Annotated in this window: 13 protein-coding genes; 2 read left to right on the forward strand and 11 right to left on the reverse strand. The window is 42.0% G+C overall.

Annotated features, from left to right (window positions below; all coding sequences use genetic code 11):
- Window positions 1–90 precede the first annotated feature (90 nt).
- The 6 genes from BUB92_RS04180 to BUB92_RS04205 all read right to left on the reverse strand — a co-directional run bounded on the left by BUB92_RS04180 (window position 91) and on the right by BUB92_RS04205 (window position 11,463).
- Window positions 91–2,712: an FAD-dependent oxidoreductase gene (locus BUB92_RS04180; protein ID WP_073090505.1), complete on the reverse strand. Its 2,622-nt coding sequence runs from the start codon at window positions 2,710–2,712 to the stop codon at window positions 91–93.
- A gap of 129 nt (window positions 2,713–2,841) precedes the next feature.
- Window positions 2,842–3,747, reverse strand: a complete 906-nt coding sequence (locus BUB92_RS04185; RefSeq protein WP_073090506.1) for a diaminopimelate dehydrogenase — start codon at window positions 3,745–3,747, stop codon at window positions 2,842–2,844.
- Between the two features lie 272 nt (window positions 3,748–4,019).
- Window positions 4,020–5,852 (reverse strand): acyl-CoA dehydrogenase family protein, encoded by a 1,833-nt coding sequence (locus BUB92_RS04190; protein ID WP_073090509.1) that lies wholly within the window; start codon window positions 5,850–5,852, stop codon window positions 4,020–4,022.
- 292 nt (window positions 5,853–6,144) lie between these two features.
- The gene (locus BUB92_RS04195) at window positions 6,145–8,034 is read right to left on the reverse strand and encodes an acyl-CoA dehydrogenase family protein (protein WP_073090512.1); all 1,890 of its coding nucleotides are present in this window, start codon (window positions 8,032–8,034) and stop codon (window positions 6,145–6,147) included.
- Window positions 8,035–8,396: 362 nt separating this feature from the next.
- The gene (locus tag BUB92_RS04200; protein WP_073090515.1) at window positions 8,397–10,235 is read right to left on the reverse strand and encodes an acyl-CoA dehydrogenase family protein; all 1,839 of its coding nucleotides are present in this window, start codon (window positions 10,233–10,235) and stop codon (window positions 8,397–8,399) included.
- Between the two features lie 271 nt (window positions 10,236–10,506).
- Window positions 10,507–11,463 (reverse strand): stalk domain-containing protein, encoded by a 957-nt coding sequence (locus BUB92_RS04205; protein ID WP_073090518.1) that lies wholly within the window; start codon window positions 11,461–11,463, stop codon window positions 10,507–10,509.
- Between the two features lie 319 nt (window positions 11,464–11,782).
- Here BUB92_RS04205 and BUB92_RS04210 point away from each other — a divergent pair, with 319 nt between their 5' ends.
- Together BUB92_RS04210 and BUB92_RS04215 are read left to right on the forward strand one after the other, a co-directional pair.
- Entirely contained in the window at window positions 11,783–13,861 is a 2,079-nt protein-coding gene (locus BUB92_RS04210; protein ID WP_073090521.1) for a response regulator, read from the forward strand.
- Window positions 13,862–13,997: 136 nt separating this feature from the next.
- The gene (locus tag BUB92_RS04215; protein ID WP_073090523.1) at window positions 13,998–14,828 is read left to right on the forward strand and encodes a DegV family protein; all 831 of its coding nucleotides are present in this window, start codon (window positions 13,998–14,000) and stop codon (window positions 14,826–14,828) included.
- Window positions 14,829–14,871: 43 nt separating this feature from the next.
- Here BUB92_RS04215 and metF read toward each other — a convergent pair whose 3' ends face one another.
- The 5 genes from metF to nifV form a co-directional block, all read right to left on the reverse strand.
- A complete protein-coding gene (metF, locus tag BUB92_RS04220) occupies window positions 14,872–15,741 on the reverse strand; it encodes a methylenetetrahydrofolate reductase [NAD(P)H] (protein WP_073090525.1) in 870 nt (289 codons plus the stop codon).
- Between the two features lie 93 nt (window positions 15,742–15,834).
- Window positions 15,835–17,100, reverse strand: coding sequence for an NADP-dependent isocitrate dehydrogenase (icd, locus tag BUB92_RS04225; RefSeq protein ID WP_073090528.1), 1,266 nt, complete (start codon window positions 17,098–17,100; stop codon window positions 15,835–15,837).
- Between the two features lie 99 nt (window positions 17,101–17,199).
- Entirely contained in the window at window positions 17,200–17,700 is a 501-nt protein-coding gene (locus BUB92_RS04230) for a 3-isopropylmalate dehydratase small subunit (protein ID WP_073090530.1), read from the reverse strand.
- Between the two features lie 19 nt (window positions 17,701–17,719).
- On the reverse strand, window positions 17,720–18,973 hold the full coding sequence (locus BUB92_RS04235) for a 3-isopropylmalate dehydratase large subunit (protein WP_073090533.1): 1,254 nt from the start codon (window positions 18,971–18,973) through the stop codon (window positions 17,720–17,722).
- A gap of 3 nt (window positions 18,974–18,976) precedes the next feature.
- Complete coding sequence (gene nifV / locus BUB92_RS04240) at window positions 18,977–20,146, reverse strand: homocitrate synthase (protein ID WP_242939000.1); 1,170 nt, start codon at window positions 20,144–20,146, stop codon at window positions 18,977–18,979.
- Window positions 20,147–20,150 lie beyond the last annotated feature (4 nt).

The following is a 20,150-nucleotide window of genomic DNA, read 5'->3' on the forward strand; positions in this document are numbered from 1 at the left end:
TTACACCATTATATCTTACCACAAATCAGAGCTTTTTAAGCTTTTACCTGCCCATAAAAAAAAGCCAGCCTTGCAGCTGGCCTCATTTTTTTATTCTTCTACCGGATCAAACATATCTTTAGGGGCTCCGCATAACGGGCACTCATCAGGCGGCTCCGGCCCTTCATGGATATATCCGCATACCCGGCATTCCCACTTGTTATACCTCTTGGCCCCGCTTTCATCTCTTCCCAGTCGGTTTACAGTATGAGTCGTATCTACCTTGCCGGCTATTACTATTTCCCCTACCAGGACTCCGTCTTTGATAAAGCTCTTCTTGTAATAATCATTTACGGGATCTTTTACTTCCACTATCTTGCATTCCTCCGGCGGAAGATTGACTTCGCCCACAGAGAAGATTTCTTTGCCAAAAGCCATAAGCATGGTAGATATGAGAGGCTGCTTATATTCTGCCCAGTCCTCGCCGGCAGCTACGGCTCCTGCAACCCGCCCCATTTCCATGGCTACCGGCCACAGACCTATAACCCGGCCGTTAAATTGTGCCACATCCCCGACAGCATAAACATCAGGAGCACTGGTCCTCATTTTTTCATCTACAACAACACCCTGTTCCACCACTATGCCCGCCTCTTTAGCCAGGGAAATATTGGGACGCACTCCGGTGGAAAGAAGCACTATATCTGCAGGAATTTCAGTTCCGTCCTTTAACTTAACCTTTTCTACCTTATCAGACCCGGTTATGGCTTCTACCCCGGCTCCCAGATAAAGCTCTACCCCGTATCCTCTTATAAGCTCTTCCAATTTATGCGAGGCATCAAGGTCAAGCTGGCGCGGCATTATACGGTCAAACCCCTCAATAACTGACACTTTAAGGCCCAGGTTTACCATCTCCCATACCGCTTCTAGGCCTAGAACTCCTCCGCCTATAACTACAGCGTTTTTCGCTTCTTTTAAAGCTGCTTTTATCCGCAAAGCATCATCAAGGCTACGCAGGGCATAAACTCCATTAAGATGGGCTCCGGGAATAGGAGGTATATTGCTGCTGGCTCCGGTAGCAATCACCAGCTTATCATAGGCAAACTCCTGCCCATCAGCAGCTATAACTTTTCTGGCCGTAACATCGATTTTTTCTACCCTGGTAGCCAGCTTTACCTGAATATTCTTTTCCGCATACCAGGCTTCATCGTGTATGTAAAGCCTTTCATCAGGTAGGTCTTCACTCAGGAAGTCAGACAAAACCGGGCGGTAATAAGGAAGGTATTTTTCTTCCGTAAGCATAATTATGCTGGCAGTATTATCCCTTTTTCTTATATTCTCCGCTGCACTCAAAGCTCCAATCCCGCTGCCGATGATAACAAATCTTCTTCCGGTATTGTTGACAAATTCATCTTCTGGATTAACGGGAACAAAGTTTTCTTTGCCTACCCCGCAGGCCGGGCACACATCGGGAGGCTCTGCCCCTTCATGCTCATAACCGCATATCACACAGCGCCACTTCATCTTCGCCCCATCCTGCTTCTGAGCTATCACTGCCTTGCCAAACTCCATGCCCATAGTAAATGCCAGCTCCTCCTCCCGCATAGAAGGCTTAAAGTTTACCTTAAGCCCCGGTAAAACCTTCATTCGCAAAGCCTTAAGCCTGGCCTCAATACTGGGAACAGCTTCTCCGCTCCAGCCGTAAGAGCCAAAAGCAGCCGCTACCTTGCCCCCATGTATAACCGGGGAAAGCCTGATAAGAAGCTCCCAGACTGGAGGCAGAACATCTCCTACTATCGTGGGAGAGCCGATAAGAATGCCGTCAGCCAGTTCTATATCTTTTAAAACTTCTTCTTTATCCGCATAGACCAGGTCATATTTCTTGATTGCAAAATCTCCTACCATTTCTATGCCGTCAGCAATATGGTTAGCCAGGGTTTCCGTATAGCCATAGGCGCTTACATAAGCGATAACGATAAGCGGCTTATCGCTCTCCCGCTTAACCGGCTCCGACCACTGCCGGTATAGATCTATATAATAGTCTAGATTAGTCCTTAAAACTGGCCCGTGTCCCGGACATATAATATCTATATCCAGTTCTTTTATCTTTTCCAAAGCCTCACGCACATAAGATTTAAAAGGACCCATTATAACATCAAAATAATACTTATAGGCATCATAAAAATCCCCCGCGATAAGGTCATTGAAAACCTTGTCATCAGCATAATGGCAGCCGAAAGAATCACAGGTAAACAAAATCCTGTCTTCTTTTAGATAAGTATAACCGGAATCAGGCCAGTGCAGGAAAGGAGCATTTATAAATTTAAGCGTCTTTCCGCCCAGGTCGATTTCTTCACCATCGGCCAGAGAACGTCCGGGGAAATTAGTGTTGGTAATGCCTTTTAGAAAAGTTAAAGCGGTAGAACTTCCCAGAATAGTCAGATTAGGTATTTTTTCCAGGAGCTTTTCCACAGAGCCGGCATGATCAGGTTCGGTGTGATTCATGATGAGATAATCTATGCTGGATAAATCCACAACTTCCTGCAGGTTTTTAAGATATTCATCCCAGAATTTCACTTTTACGGTTTCAATAAGGGCTGTTTTCTGACTTCCTTTTATCAGATAGGCATTGTAGCTGGTTCCATATTCAGTGTACATAACTACATCAAAAACGCGCAGATCCGGATCCTGTACCCCTACATAGTAAACTCCATCACTTATGGGTAAAACTGGCATTTAACCCCTCCTTTTTTCAAGTTATCTATATATTAACGCAAAAAGTTTTACAAAACAATAATTTATAATTTTCATAAAATAAAATCCCCTGATACCTTTTAAAATACCAGGGGAAATACATCTTCCATTTTATACAAGCTGGCGGATAATTTCGTCAGGATCTCCATACATATAGTCTATTATCGGTATCTGAATCATAGTATAAGCACCAGGTTTCTGTTTTACACTGGCTCTGGCCGAAGCTACCATTATCTGAGCAGTTAAAGCCGGATTGTTTATGCGCATGGAAAAACTTAACAACTGATTGTGGGTACCGCCAGATACTCCTTTTCTTTCCATCAATACTCCATGTCCCATATCGATAAGGGCATCAACATCTTCTACCTGGATGACATGAGTTTCATCTTTTACAAAATAGGGATCAGTTTTTACTGCCTTTTCTACCTGGGCAAAATCAGCTCCCGGTTCTAATTCCACATAAACCATGCGCCGATGCACACCGGTGCCTAAAGGTATAGTCATAGAAAGGGCATTTTTAACCCCTTTAACCGCCTTTACGGCTACCGAGTGCCCCATGCTCATGCCGGGGCCAAAATTGGTGTAGGTTATACCTTTGGGAGCCATAAATTCAAACATACAGCGCACCATGGAATCAGTTCCCGGATCCCAGCCGGCTGATATCACCGCTACTGCATTATGTTCCTTGGCAACTTTATCTAATTCCAATCGTAAATCAGCTAACTGGCCATGAATATCATAACTGTCAACCGTATTAATGCCAAGAGCTAAAATCTCTCTGGCATACTCCGGTACTGAACGGGTAGGGGTACATAAAAGGGCTACCTTTACCCCTGTAAGTTCCTTAATAGACCCTACTACCGGCACATCAGCCAGTTCTGCCGGCTTATCCCCCAGAGATGAAGACCTGCGAACTACCCCGGCTAATTCCATATCAGGAGCTGCCTTTATAGCATCTAAAGCATATCTTCCTATATTGCCATAACCCACAATAGCTACTCTTATCTTTTCGCCCATAAAACCCCTCCAAACTCCTTCCTTATAATTTTTTCTTTCTTAATACTTAAATAAGTATATAATACGGGCAAAACTTTAAACAATATTTTACTCCCTAAAGTACAGTATACATGCTTAATCAGCTTTCTATACCGCCAAGGTAATCCTTAAACTGTTTTGCTTGCTTAACCTTGCTAGGGTAATATTCTACCCCATTTTTTAAGCACAACAAAAAACAGCAGCCTTGTAGTGAGACAAGGCTGCTGTAATTCATTTTATATCCTCATCTAGTATTAATAATCAAAGATTTCTACCGGAGCATCCATTACAGAAGTATCACCGGACTTCATAATTTCAGCTAAAGTCCATACATAAGGTACCGTATTCATGAGATAATACCTGGCAGCAGCAACTTTTCCGGCATAGAACTTGTAATCATAATGATCAGTGCCTAATTCTTTAATCTTGGCATCAGCCAGCAGGGCCTGATCCAAAATCAGCATTCCGCAATAGAGATAAGAAGTAGCCGTTAAAATCCTGCGGGCAAAGGTAGGAACAACGCCAAACTGCTTGTTGGCAAAAGCCTGTCCTACAGCCATCTGGATTTCGCCATAAGCGTTGAGGGCTTTTTCCAGGTTGGCAAATTCTTTTTCAAAACCAGGGGTATTCTTTTTGGCTTCGACAAAGTCCCTTATCTGCTGGATGAAGCGGGCAAAAGCCTGTCCTTTCTTCATCATCCATTTTCTTCCTATAAGGTCCATGGACTGGATATAGTTAGTTCCTTCCCATATGGAATATATCTTGACATCACGGGCAGCTTGAGCTACCGGATATTCTTCAATATATCCATATCCGCCGTAAGTCTGGATACATTCCGCAATTACCGGCCAGGCTTCATCAGAAGCATGGGCTTTTACCAGCGGAGTTAAGATATCAACCATTTCCTGAGCCCGTTCTCTTTCTGCCGGATCAGGATCATGTTCTTTAACATCAACATAATAGAAAGCCTTGAATATCATAGCTCTTATAGCTTCAATATGAGCCTTAGCATAAAGCAGCATCCTCTTAACATCTTCATGTTCAATTATCCTTACCCGGTCACCATTAGGATTGGTAAGCGGACGACCCTGAATCCTTTCTTTAGCATACTGAGCTGCATTATAGTAAGCATTAGCCATTACCGCCAGAGCTGCATGACCAGTTCCCAGACGCTCTTCATTCATCATCTTGAACATCTGGGCCATACCTTCACCTTTGCCCTCGTTTTCTAAAGGATTAATGCCTAAAAGCCAGCCGCGGCATTTGCCGTTTTCGCCAAAACTCAAAGTAGCTGTACCTGTTCCGTGCTGCCCCATCTTGTGCTCTATTCCTACACACTGTACATCATTGTCTTCCAGCGTCCCGTCTTCATTTACCCAGTATTTGGGAACCACAAACAGAGAAATCCCCTTCGTTCCCGGTACTGCACCTTCTACCCGGGCCAGGAACAGATGCACGATATTTTCGGTCATATTCTGTTCGCCGCCGGTTATGAATATCTTGCTGCCTTTGATCTTAAAAATACGCGGATGCTCAGTCGGATAAGCTTTGGATAAAATATCACCTACGTCCGATCCTGCTGTAGGTTCGGTTAAGCACATCGTACCCGACCATTCACCGGAAAACATCTTGGGCAGGAACATTTTCTTCACATTTTCGTCGCCAAAAGCCTGGATAAGCCCTGCAGCACCAGTTGTCAGAGCGATATAGGGAGCAAACGCAGGATTAGCAGATGCTATCATTTCCTGAAGAGCAGCATAAACTACATAGGGAATAGTCCCTTCCGCTTCCTCATCGATGTTAGAAGTTCCATAGCCATTTTCCTGAATATACTTGAAGTTTTTGGCAAAAGATTCGGGCACATATACCTTGCCATTCTCAAAACGAGCCGGATTCTTTTCCCCATCATCATTACTCGGAGCAATCATATCCCGACAGATTTTGAAGACAGGATCCAGAATCATGTCTACATCATCTTTGCTGTAATAATCCTTGAACTTGTCATAAGCAAAAATTCTGTCGGTATCCATCCATTCTTTCAGGATGAACATAAAATCCCTGGTGTGATACGCCCAGTTAAATGCCATCATAAACCCTCCCCGGTTAATTTTTTATTATATAATGGTATATTTTCGCAAATATTATCATAAATCCTTTTTCTACTCAAAATTTAAATTTTCTAAATCTTTAAGGAGAATCAACAATTTTAAAACTTCCCGCACTGGAAAAAACAGACACAAATAAATTTATAAATTTTCGCTGATTTTATGGTCAAAAATAATCTATAAATGCCTCTTGAATTAGATTAATGCGGTTTTAAAACTCTTTTAAATAGAATAGAGCCCCCGGTAAGGGGACTCTGTTGTTTTAATATATCCCTTAATATTCAAAAGCCTGCAGCGGTATATCAAGAGCCGAGGTATCTCCTTCTTCTATTATTTCTGCCGTCAGCCAGACATTAGGCACTACATTGCGCAGATAATACTTGGCCGACATGACTTTCCCTACATAGAAACTGTAATCATAATGTTCAGGCCCGACTTCCATAGCTTTTTTCGCAGCTACTAAAGCCTGATCCAGTATGCACCTTCCGGCATAAAGCTGAGATGTAGCCGTAAGTATCCTGCGCGCATACAGAGGAAGCATGGATATTTTACCCTCGCCTACATACTTGCCAATAGCTGCCTGTATCCTGCCATAAGCATCTAAAGCTTTACCCAAAATGGCAAATTCTCTATCCAGGCTCAAATCTATTCCGCCATTATTTTCTTTAGCGGCAGCAATCTCTTTTACTACCTGACTCTCTTTATTAGCTTCATAGAAATCGCGCATTTCCTGCATAAAGCGGGCAAATGCCTGGCCTTTTTTGAGCATCCACTTGCGTCCTACCAGGTCCATAGACTGGATATAGTTAGTCCCTTCCCATATAGAATAAATCTTTACATCACGCGCTATTTGAGCTACCGGATACTCTTCACAATAGCCATATCCGCCATAACACTGGATTGCCTCCCCAATCAGCCACCAGGCTTCATCTGAAGGATAAGCCTTTAACAGCGGAGTTGTTATTTCAATAAGCTCACTGGCTCTTTCCCGCTTTTCGGGATCCGGATCATGGTGTTTGACATCAAGGGCAAAATAGGTTCGGTACATCATAGCCCGCATAGCTTCCATATGAGCTTTGCCCATCAACAATGCCCGGCGTATATCTTCATGATTAATTATCGTTACGCGATCACCTTTCGGATTAGTTATAGGTCTTCCCTGTACCCTTTCTTTACAGTAATCTCTCGCATTATAGAAAGCATTGGCAATACATGCTAAAGCTGCATGGCCAGTTTCCAGACGGGCTTCATTCATCATCTGGAACATCTGGGCCATTCCTTCCCCCAGGCCATTATTATTAAGGGGGTTAGCACCTATAAGCCAGCCCCGGCAATTGCCGTTTTCGCCAAAACTTAAAGCAGCAGTACAGGAACCGTGCTGCCCCATTTTATGCTCGACACCGGTAGTCTGCACATCATTATCTTCCAGGCTGCCATCAGGATTTACCCAGTATTTGGGAACTATGAAAAGAGAAATGCCTTTGGTGCCAGGTACCGCTCCTTCTACCCGGGCCAGAACCATATGCACTATATTCTCGGTAAAATCATTATCCCCACCGGTTATAAATATCTTGTTCCCCTTGATCTTGAAAATGCGCGGATCATCCGTAGGATAAGCTTTAGAAAGGATATCTCCAACATCAGATCCTGCCGTAGGCTCGGTAAGACACATGGTTCCTGCCCAGGTCCCATCCATCATCTTGGGAAGGAAGATTTTCTTTAAATCCTCATCGGCAAACTTCTGAATAAGCCTGGCCGCACCGGTAGTAAGGGCTATATAAGGCATAAAAGCAGGATTGGCTGCCCAGAACATCTCCCAAACCATAGCCTGCAGCAGATGAGGCAAAACCATAGCTTCTTCCGATTCATCCACATTGCTGGTACCCCATCCTTCTGACTGCAGTTTCTTAAAAAGCGGGCCAAACGACTTGGGCAGAATAACCTTTCCGTTTTCAAATTTTACCGGATTTTTATCCCCGTCTTCATTAGTAGGTTCAATAAGTTCTTTGGCCATCTTTAAGCAAGGATCTAAAACAGAATCAACATCTTCTTTAGAATAGTAATCTTTGTACCGTTCATAGGAAAATATTTCTTCAGTAGGAAGCCATTCTTTAGCAATAAATTTCATGTCTCGTAAATTACCGTACGCAAAATTAGCTGCCATATTTTACACCCCTCTCCCTTATTTGCCAACTATCCCTTAAGCCAAAATCATCTCTTAAATACTAGACTTCCAATTTACTTACCTATTCCCCCCTTTATTTTGTTAAATTTAAATTTTAAATATATATTTTGGTATATAATGAATGATATTCTTTTTTTATCTCTTTTTTCCTTCTGTCAAAATGCTCAATGTAATTTTTTATGATATTTCGCTATATATGCGAATTATCCCTCTTTTGTGAATAAAATCTCAATTATAACTTTTTCGCCATTATTTATTAAAAAATCATATTACCATAACAAAAAAGGATAGGCTTAGAGCGCCTATCCCTTGTAGATTATATACAGTTGTCTAGGTTAACCTTATTTGTAAGTCAGAAAAGCTTCTTCTTCAATTTCTAATACCGACTTATCTCCATCTTTGATTATATCCCTTATCATAAACAGGTGAGGCAGGATGTTGTGGACAAAATATTTAGCAGCCATCACTTTACCTTGATAGAAAGCATAATCATAATGATCTTTACCGTATTCTTCTATCTTTTTAAGAGCCACCCGGGCCTGATCAAGTATTACATGAGCACAAGCCAGATCTCCGGTAGCCCTCAAGATGCGGGTAGCATACAGCGGGAGCATTCTGATATTGCCTTCACTTACATATTTGCCGATAGTAGCCTGTATTTCACGATAAGCCCCTACCGCATCTTTCAGGATAGCTATTTCGGTTTCCAAACCAGGAATATTGGCATTTTCCTGGGCAAAGTTTTCAATATCAGCCAGCCAGTTAGCAAAAACCTTGCCTTTACCCAGCATCCACTTACGTCCTACCAGGTCCATAGACTGGATATAGTTAGTTCCTTCCCAGATAGAATAAATCTTGACATCACGGCAAAGCTCAGCAATAGGATATTCTTCCGAATAACCATTCCCTCCGAATACCTGCATAGCTTCGGCACAGAGTTCCCAGGCCCGGTCAGAACAATAAGCTTTGATAATGGGAGTCGCGACATCAATAAATCCCTGCAGTTTCTTCTTTTCTTCTTCATCCTGCGTATGATGAGCAATATCCATAAAATAATAAGTCCTGAATATCAAAGCCCGCATAGCTTCTACATAGGCTTTAAGGTCTAAAAGCATTCTTCTTACATCTTCATGTTTTATAATAGGAACCCGCTCCGAGTTGGGGTTGGTTATGGGACGTCCCTGAATCCTCTGGGTAGCATAGTCAGCTGCATTATGATAAGCTACAGCGGTTTCGGAAAGAGCGGCATGTCCAGTTTCCATACGGGCTCCATTCATCATCTGGAACATCTGCGCCATTCCCTCGGCATTTCCTTCGGCATCAGGCGGATTACCTAAAAGCCAGCCGCGGCATTCATTGTTTTCACCAAAAGACATTACACAGGTAGCCGAACCTTTAATACCCATCTTATGTTCAATACCCAAGCACTGCACATCATTGGGACCTACTATGTTGCCATCATCATCTACCCACATCTTGGGAACAGCAAACAGGGATATTCCCTTGGTACCTTTCTTCGCCCCTTCTATACGGGCTAAAACCAGGTGTACGATATTTTCAGTAATATCCTGTTCCCCACCGGTGATAAAGCATTTGGTACCTTTTATCTTATAAACTCCTTCTTGTTCGGTAGGAATAGCTTTGGTCAAAAGATCGCCCACATCAGAACCAGCATTAGGTTCAGTCAGACACATAGTCCCGGCCCATTCTCCGGTAAACATCTTTTCCGCAAACAGTTTTTTAACTTTTTCGCTGCCAAAACTCTGAATAAGCTTGGCGGCTCCGGCAGTAGCCAGAACATAAGGCATCAATGCGGCATTAGCACCAGCAAAATATTCGCCACATGCCCGGAATAACGGTTCCGGCAATCTTCCTTCATATTCTTCCCATTCATTGGTGGCACCCCAGCCATTCTTCTGCAGGAACCAGTAAGCATCCTTAAAGGACTGGGGAACTGTTACTTTGCCGTCGCTGAATACAGCCTGTACCCTGTCATTGTCATCCCGGCTGGGAGCTACAACTTCTCTGGCTACCTTTAAGGCCTGTTCCAAAATCATGTCAATATCGTCTATGCTGTAGTAATCCTTATAAGCATCAAAAGATAAGACCTTTTCCATATCAAGCCATTCTTTTAATATAAACTTGTGATCCCTGGTTGAATAAAGAAAATTAGAAGCCACCTTTTATACCCCCTCCAAAAATTAGAAAAAATCAGAAATATTAAACGGTTTAAAATCACAACAGCCTTTAATTCATCACCCCCACCTAGCTGTTCCCCTGTCGATTATGCAATGTTGATACCAAATTCCCCAATAAATCGCTAAAAACTATATACTTATTTTATTATATTAATTTTTTTCGTAATTTTAAACCCTAGAGGTTATAGTTTAAAAATTTTTACAACTTTAATAAAATAGAAAAGCAGGCCTAAAGCCTGCCCCTAAAGCATGTCTATTTGCTTTTGGTTTCCAATTCTCTTTTTAAGCGAACAATCTCTGCTTTAAGCAGCTCATTTTCTATCTGCAGAGCTCGTATTTTGTCATCTGTATAACCTGTCCCACTATTTCCGATAGCTAAAGCCTTACGGTAATAATCATTTAAAATGCTTTCTCCATAACCATTGCCGGGTACTGCCCACCTGCCATTTAAATCTGTCCAATATTTAGCTACCCCTCTTTTTACCAGGGTAAAACGGGGATCAACCAGCTTTTTGCCGGGAGGTAGTGGAGCATCAGTAGCATAAGCATAAAGATGCTGAATATGAGCCTCTACCCCTACCGCAGGAGTAGCAAAAAAAGCTCCATGTTTTCCTGCCTCATACCATACCAGATTAGGATCTGCTCCCCTTAGATCTTCTTCTCCCGTAGCAGCTCTTCCCGTAGCTCCCAATCCGCAATAATTATTCTGCTCCGGTCTCACCAGTCCGCCATACCGCCACCAGCCGGTCTCCTTAGCTGCCTGGCAAAATGCTATATCTCCTCTTACTCCATATTCCCTTCCTATTTGTAAATACAAATCTACCAGATCAGGAGCATTAGGATTATTCTGCCTGAGCAATTTGCGCAGCTGTTCAGCAGTAGCTACAGGTTCCCCCATTATAGGTATGTTCATATCAATAGCCGGCAAATCATAGCTGCCGCCAGCCCCACTCGTTATATAAACCTTGTATTCTCTTTCATCCCACTCTACTCTAAAACCTAAAGCTTCAGCTACCGCACGTACGGGTAACATGGTACGGCCGCCAATTATCTGGGCAGGTACATCAGATTCTATTTTTTGCCCATTTACATATACCTGCAAAGCTGTCCTGGCCTCAACTGGATAAGATATGTAAAAAAAAGCACTGATAAAAAGGATAACAGCTATAACTATCCCTGCTCCTACTAGACTATGTCTATACTTTGCCAAAACCAGCACCTCCACTTATTTTTTACTTATTTAATTCACCATCACCTGCCTCATCCCTTCTTTATAAAAACATTTTAATTTTAATATCACGTCATTATTTATATGCACTCTCCTTAACATTCCTTGCAGTAAATATTCGCCTTATTTTTAAATGATAACTGCAAAAACAGCCGCTAAAACCTTAAATTCAACATAATTATGCAAAAATTTTCCATAGTTTATGGCAAGAGAAGACATGTTTTGCAAGACTTTTATTGTATCTTATATTTGCTAGCCATTTTAGAGCTTTAATTCTTCTTTTTCGAGGAGGAGCGAAAAAGTGTCAAAAAAAGTATCCTATCATTTTTACGCTTACGGGATTTTATTTTTTATACTGAGTGGAATCATTTTTTCTATTTTAATAAATAAATACAGTTTAGCATACTATGAAGATTTTATAAAAATAGCGGAAATGATAGTTATAATAACGGCTATTTATTTGCTTCTGTTATTAATCCTGCATATATTGTTTTTTACCTTAAAGCTCAGCCCAAATAATTTTTACATCAAACTTAAGACTCGTTTTATGCCCATAAGATACCAGGCTCATATCCTGGAAAATGTACAGGAAAGCATAGTAGCTATAGCCTTAACCCCAAATAATGACATATTTTATATGAACGAACAGGCTAAAAAATTATATGGAGATCTAAGAAAGGGCAACCTGGAGCTGTTAAGCACTAAACTCTCCCTATCCCCTGAGGAAATAGAAGAAATAAAAAAACATATAAAGTCTGGTCAAGCGTATAAAATACAAAAAACCCTAACGGTAGAAGGGGAAAAAAAATTATTTCTGCATAAAATAACGCCCCTACATAACCATTACTATCTAGAAGGACTGCTTATAATATCCAGTGATATAACCGAACTGGTAAAACAAAAAATAGAAGCCGAAACAGCTAATATAAGTAAAAGCCTGTTTCTAGCCAACATGAGCCATGAAATCCGCACTCCCCTTATAGGAATTTTAGGAGCAGTTGACCTGCTGGAAAAAAGCGACCTTAACCCCAAACAGCTCGAAAATACATCTATCATTCGCCGCTGCAGTGAAGAAGTATTGGATATAATAACCCAAATATTAGATGTATCTAAAATAGAAATCGGACTGCTTAAAGTTGTCCCCCAGCCCTGTGATCTATATGAAGTTTTTCAAAATCTAATTACCATTATCGAACCTTTAATCAGGGAAAAAAGCCTCAAACTGGAAGTTAATCTGGATTTTACCCCTTGGGCCCAGGTACTGGTTGATCCTATAAAACTGCGCCAAATATTGTCGCAGATCCTTTTTAATGCCGTAAAGTTTACCCATAAAGGCAAAGTAACTATTAAGGGAAAAACCATTTGCCAGGACAACAACGCCTTTTTATGCGTAGATATAGCAGACACCGGTATCGGCATTCCGGAAAATGAGCTGAAAAATATTTTTGACCCCTTCACTCAGGTAGATAATTCAGCTTCCCGCAGCTATGGAGGTACAGGTATAGGGCTCTATATTTGCCATAAGCTGGTGCAAGCTATGGAAGGAACTATAGATATAAAAAGCAGAATAGGACAGGGTACAACGGTAAGTTTAAAAATCCCCCTGATGATTACTGACAATAGTGGGAAAGTCCAAGAAACAAACAATAAGCCAACTAGAAACGATATATATCAGCATGTAATTGATAATCAAATAGTATTTTTTCCTCGCAGTGTCCTTTTAGTCGAGGATAATAAATTAAACCAAAAAATTATAGCAGAAATCCTTATCAATTACGGCTTTGAGGTAGCAACCGCCGACAATGGTTTAGAATGCCTCAGTATGCTGCAAAAAAGCTATTTTGATATAATACTCATGGATATGCAAATGCCGGTAATGGATGGTTATGAAGCTACCCGCCTTATCAGGCAGGATGAAAAGCTGAAAGATATTCCTATTATAGCTATAACTGCTCATGCTGTAACCGGAGACAAGGAAAAATGCCTAGCCTGTGGATGCAGTTCATATCTGGCTAAACCCTTTAAAGCAGAAGAATTGATCGAAGAAATTAAGAAATATTTAAGCAGACAGGTTAAACCAGTAAAGATATCCCCTCTAACCCCTAATCTTTTCATAAAAGAATTTATTCCGGAATTTTTAGATACTCTGGGAAACATGCTGGAGGAGCTGGATATAATTATCGCTAATCGAGATATTGATAATATCTGCAGCATAAGCCATGATATAAAAGGCATGGCTGGCATGTACGGCTTTCATGAAATTTCCGAAACAGCAGCACAAATGGAAAAAGCTGCTAAATTAGGTGCCTGGGAAACTATACATATAATGCAGCAAAAGCTGTATGCCCTGTATCAAAATGCCGAAAGCCAGGTTTCCTAATTTTAGGCTGGACATACCTCCCCCGTAAATTGTAAACTTAATAAGGAATTAAGTTTTAATTACTACGCATATATCATTAAATGGCGAATTAGAGCATAATAGATAACAGAAAATCAATACTGTAAGGTGATAAAATATGCGGCTAATAATAACCGACAGCACGGTAAGCCTTCCGGCAGGATTTGCCGAATCTAACAATATAACCATAGTTCCTCTTAAAGTTAATATCGACGGAAAATCTTATCGCGACGGTATCGATATATCAAACCGGGAATACTATAAACTTTTGCGCAGCAAACCGGTTTTTCCCCAAACCTCCCAGCCTTCATCCGGCGACTTTCTTAAAGTATTTAAAACCTTAAAGCCGGGAGATGAAGCCCTGGTTATCCTTATATCTTCGCAAATCTCCGGGACAGTACAGGCAGCCCAAATCGCCAAAAATATGCTTAACAATGATAAAATCCGTATTGAAATTATAGATTCTCTCTCTACCGTAATAGGCCTTGGATTTCAGGTAATGAAAGCATGTGAGCTTAATAATGAAGGAAAAAGCCTGGAGGAAATAATACAGGAATTAAAACAGGTGCAGGAAAAGAGCAAAATATTATTTGTCGTAGATAATCTGGAATATCTGCACCGGGGAGGAAGAATAAGCCATACGGCCAAAACTATCGGCAATCTTCTTCAGCTTAAACCTATACTCTCCATTATCGGCAACGGACGTATAGAAGTATATGACAAAGTCCGCACCAAAGGAAAAGCGGTAAAAAAGATAATCGAAGAATTAAAAAGCGAAGCGGCTAAGGCTAAGCTGGTATCGGTAGCTCATGTCGATGCCCCTTCCGAAGCAGAAGCTATTTATAAACAGGTTAAAGAATTTTATAAAGGTCCTATCATTATAACTGAAGCCGGTCCGGTAATAGGCTCCCATGTAGGCCCGGGTTCTGTAGGTCTGGCCTGGTACTAAATAAAAGCTGAGTACCTGCTCTTCAGGCACTCAGCTTCTATTATTAAGCTAAGCCTACATTTTTTACAATCCTTTCTATTTGCCGCGACTTATTCATGGTATAGAGGTGTACCCCTTTTACCTTCTCATCTAAAAGATCACTTATCTGCTCACTGGCATAATCTATCCCGGCTTTTTCCATTTCCTCCGGCTTGTGTCCGTATTTCTCAACCAGATCCAATAATTTGGAAGGAATAGAAGCTCCTCCTGATAGATATATCATGCGCCTTACCTGCCTAGGATTCAAAACCGGCATTATGCCGGGGATAATAGGACAGTTAATACCCATAGCGACTGCTTTGTCCACAAAATCATAATAAAAGCGATTGTCAAAAAACATCTGGGTAATAAGGAAATCTACACCTTCATCTACCTTCTGTTTCAGATACTTTAAATCTTCACTCAATCTCTTACATTCCCGATGCCCTTCCGGATAGGCAGCAGCCGCAATGCCAAAATCATATACCTTTTTGGCATCTCTTATGAGTTCATAAGCATAATGATACTCCTGCTTGCTGAAGTCGAAATGGGGATCATCTTCCGGCGGATCCCCTCTTAAGGCCAGTATATTATCAATCCCTTCCCTAACTAGCTGTTCCAAGATTTCCTTTACCTCTCGGCGGGTATGGCTTACACAGGTAAGATGAGCTAAAGACTCAATTCCGTAATCTTTCTTAATACGTGAGGCAATCTCTACTGTTCTTCCCCGGCTGCTTCCCCCTGCACCATAGGTTACACTTATAAACTTAGGATTTAAGCTTAAGAGCTCCTCAATAGTCTGGAATACTGTCTCTAGCGGATAATCCCTTTTTGGCGGAAAAATCTCTAAAGAAAGTACTGGTATATCTCCTTTATAAAACTCGCATATTTTCATCTTCCCCACCCCGTTCCTTACTGGTTACCTGGCTCGTAAATTTATATTAATTTTAGCACCTTCTATATATACATATACCCTTTTACAACTATCCTACATGTTGGCAATTAAAGCATCAGCGAATTGTGAGCACTTGACTTCCGTAGCCCCCTCCATAAGACGTGCAAAATCATAGGTCACTATCTTCTGCGCAATAGTCTTTTCCATAGCCGAAATGATAAGGTCAGCAGCTTCATTCCAGCCCAGATGGCGGAACATCATTTCCCCGGACAGGATAACGGAAGAAGGATTTACTTTATCTAAACCGGCATATTTGGGAGCTGTCCCGTGGGTAGCTTCAAAAACCGCATGGCCGGTCATATAATTTATGTTGGCTCCCGGAGCAATCCCTATGCCTCCTACCTGGGCAGCCAGAGCATCAGATATATAATCCCCATTAAGGTTCATAGTAGCCACGACATCAAATTCGCGGGGGCGGGTTAAAACCTGCTGCAGGAATATATCAGCAATAGTATCTTTTATGATGATTTTTCCATCCGCTTCCGCCTGCTTCTGGGCCTCATCAGCTGCTTTATCTCCTTTTTCCTCTTTTATCCGGTCATACTGCTCCCAGGTAAAAACTTTATCCGCATATTCCCTTTCTGCCAGCTCATATCCCCAGTTGCGAAAAGCGCCTTCGGTAAATTTCATTATATTGCCTTTGTGCACCAGGGTGACGCTTTTGCGCTTGTTTTTTATCGCATATTCAATAGCTGCTCTAACCAGCCTTTCGGTTCCTTCCCTGGATATGGGTTTTATTCCCAGGCCGGAGGTTTCGGGAAAGCGTATTTTCTTTACTCCCAGTTCTTCCTGCAAAAATTTGATAAGTTTTTTAACTTCTTCTGAACCCATAGGATACTCTATGCCGGCATAAATATCTTCCGTATTTTCGCGGAAAATGACCATATCTACATCCTCCGGCCGTTTTACCGGTGAAGGAACTCCTTTAAAATAGCGCACAGGCCTTAAACATACATAAAGATCAAGTTCCTGCCTTAAAGCAACATTTAAAGACCTTATTCCTCCCCCGACGGGCGTAGTAAGCGGCCCTTTAATGGCAATTATATATTCCTTTATAATCTCTAAAGTTTCCTGAGGCAACCACTCTCCGGTGGTGTTAAAGGCTTTTTCCCCGGCTAAAACCTCTTTCCATACTATCTTTTTCTTTCCTCCATAAGCCTTCTCTACCGCAGCATCAAAAACCCTGGAAGCTGCAGCCCAAATATCCGGACCGGTTCCATCCCCTTCGATAAATGGGATTATGGGATAATCAGGTACATTTAAAACTCCATTATTAACCGTAATTTTTTCGCCCTGCATAAATTTACAATACCTCCTTTTTTCCTCCCGCTACCTCGCTTTAATGCATACAATGTGCAAAACCCCTTTAATGCAAACAAGGGGGTAAGTTGCCCCCTTTTAGTCAAAATTAAAAGTCCCGTATTTTTTGAAATGTTCTACTAATCCCCCATCGGAAAGAATCTTGAGCATAACCTTCGGCAGAGGAGTAATCTTTAAGTCTATCCCTTTAGTCAGATTATGCAATACTCCTTTTTCTAAATCAATAGCCAATTCATCACCAGGATCAATTTGATCAGTATCGCATTCAATTACCGGCAAACCGGTGTTTATACAGTTGCGGTAGAATATGCGGGCAAAGGATTTGGCTACTACCGCACTGATGCCGGCATGTATAATAGCCAGAGGTGCCTGTTCCCGTGAGGAGCCACAGCCAAAATTGCGGCCTGCCACTATGAAATCACCCGGGGTAATCTTGGAATAAAAATCGGGATCCAGATCTTCCATTACATGCCGGGCCAGCTCTTTCATATCCAGAGTTTTAAATTTATATCTCCCTGATATTATATAGTCAGTATTTACATCATCGCCAAATTTATGAGCCTTACCTCTTAATTCCATATTTCGCCTTTATCCTCCTTTATAAAAATTCCCGCGGGTCGGTAATTTTACCGGTTAAAACGGAAGCGGCTACGGTAGCAGGTGATGCCAGATAGATAAACGCTTTGTTATTTCCCATTCTTCCCTTGAAATTGCGGTTGGCGGTAGATATTACATTTTCCCCGTCAGAAGGTATACCATTGTGGGTTCCCACACAAGGTCCACATCCGGGAGTTACTACGGCTGCCCCTGCCTCAATGAATATCTCCAGAATTCCTTCCCTTATAGCCTGCAGCATTACCTGGCGGGAAGCAGGAGCTACTACCAGCCGCGTATCCTTATGAATTTTCTTACCCTTAAGGATTTTCGCTGCAATCCTTAAATCTTCCATTCTACCATTGGTGCAGGTACCGATAACTCCCTGCTGAATAGGAGTTCCTGCCACTTCCCTTACCGGACATACATTATCCACGGTATGAGGTTTGGCTACCTGGGGCTCTAAATTAGATACATCATATTCTTTTACCTTAGCATAAACCGCATCCGGATCAGGACTTACCGGCTCAAAAGGCTTATCCGTATGCTGTTTTACCCATTCAATGACTTTATCATCTGCTTCCATAAGGCCGCACTTGGCACCCATTTCAATAGCCATATTGCTTATGGTAAAGCGGGCTTCCACCGATAAATCCCTTATCGCTTCCCCGGTATATTCGGCAGCCATGTAGGTAGCACCATCAGCTGTAACATCGCCGATAAGATAAAGAATAAGGTCTTTGGAAAATACTCCATGGGGCAGCTTGCCATTAAGCACAAATTTAAAGGTTTCCGGAACTTTAAACCAGAGCTTGCCTGATATGAGACCGGCAGCCAGGTCAGTAGATCCTACCCCGGTCGAAAAAACATTTATCGCTCCATAAGTACAGGTATGAGAATCAGCACCGATAACCAGATTGCCGGGAACTACATGTCCCTGTTCCGGAAGCAGCTGATGACACACCCCATCTCCTATATCATAGAGGTAAATTCCCTGTTCTCTGGCAAATTCCCGCATCTGATGATGCAGTTCCGATACCCCCTGCAAAGGGCTGGGGGCACTATGGTCAATAACCATGGCTATTTTCCGGGGATCAAAAACCTTCTTGGCCATCATTTCTCGGAAAGCGCGGATAGCCAGGGGTGAAGTCCCATCCTGTCCCATAACAAAATCGAGATCAGCTATTACTATATCATTGGCTCTGGCATCCTGTCCGCTCTTCATCGACAAAATCTTTTCGGCAATAGTCTTACCCAAAATTTATCCCCTCTCTTTCTTGTATTCTTCATATATTACCCGCAGCTCTTTATCAAATAAAGGCCGCTTAAGTTCTATAGATTTTTCCCTTACCCGGGACAGTATATCGCGGGCTTCTTCTTCGGTAATTTCAATATCATACTCCATAAACTTGGCCTTGAGGGCTGCCGTACCGGAATGTTTGCCTATCACTATCTGCCTTTCCAGACCTACCTCTTCCGGGCTGAAAACTTCATAAGTAAGCGGGTTTTTCAAAACCCCATCCCCGTGAATTCCCGACTCATGGGCAAAAATATTGGTTCCTACAATCGGTTTGCTTACCGGCAAAGGTCTTCCGGAAGCCCTAGCCACAAACTCGGCCACTTCCCTAAACAGCCTGGTATCCTGGGGCATATCTATACGCATAAGGTATTTAAGTCCCATTATAACTTCCTGCAAACACGCATTTCCTGCCCTTTCTCCCAGACCGTTGACAGTTACTCCCACATAATTAGCACCGGCATAAACTCCTGCCAGAGCATTGGCCGTTGCCATACCGAAATCATTGTGGGTATGCATTTCAATATCAATACCTACCGCTTCCTTCAGCGTGCTTATATACCTGTAAGTTGATAAAGGAGTAAGTATGCCTACCGTATCACAGAAACGCAGACGGTCAGCTCCTGCATGTTTGGCTACCAGAGCAAATTCGGTAAGAAAATCGATATCTGAACGGGAAGCATCCTCAGCATTTACGGAAACATAAACCCCGTTATCTTTGGCAAACTTCACCGCATCTGACATGCGTTTTAAAACATCCTGCCGGGTAGTCCTGAGTTTATACTCAATATGGATATCAGAAGTAGAAATGGAAATAGCTACTGCATCTACCCCGCAAGAGAGAGATTCCTTTATATCATCGATTACTGCCCGGTTCCAGGCCATAATACTGGCTTTTAAACCCAGACCTACTATTTCCTTTATACAATCTTTTTCAAAACCACCCATCACGGGTATACCGGCCTCTATCTGGTCTACCCCAATCTGGTCAAGGTATTTGGCAATCTGTATCTTCTCTTCATTGGAAAATACTACTCCAGCTGTCTGTTCTCCATCTCTTAAAGTCGTATCTACTATATAAACCTTGGCTCCTTCCTGATTAAACCAGTCCAGGTTCATCCTTTCCCATTTCATAACA

This window comes from Thermosyntropha lipolytica DSM 11003, from assembly GCF_900129805.1.
Classification (GTDB): domain Bacteria; phylum Bacillota; class Syntrophomonadia; order Syntrophomonadales; family Syntrophomonadaceae; genus Thermosyntropha; species Thermosyntropha lipolytica.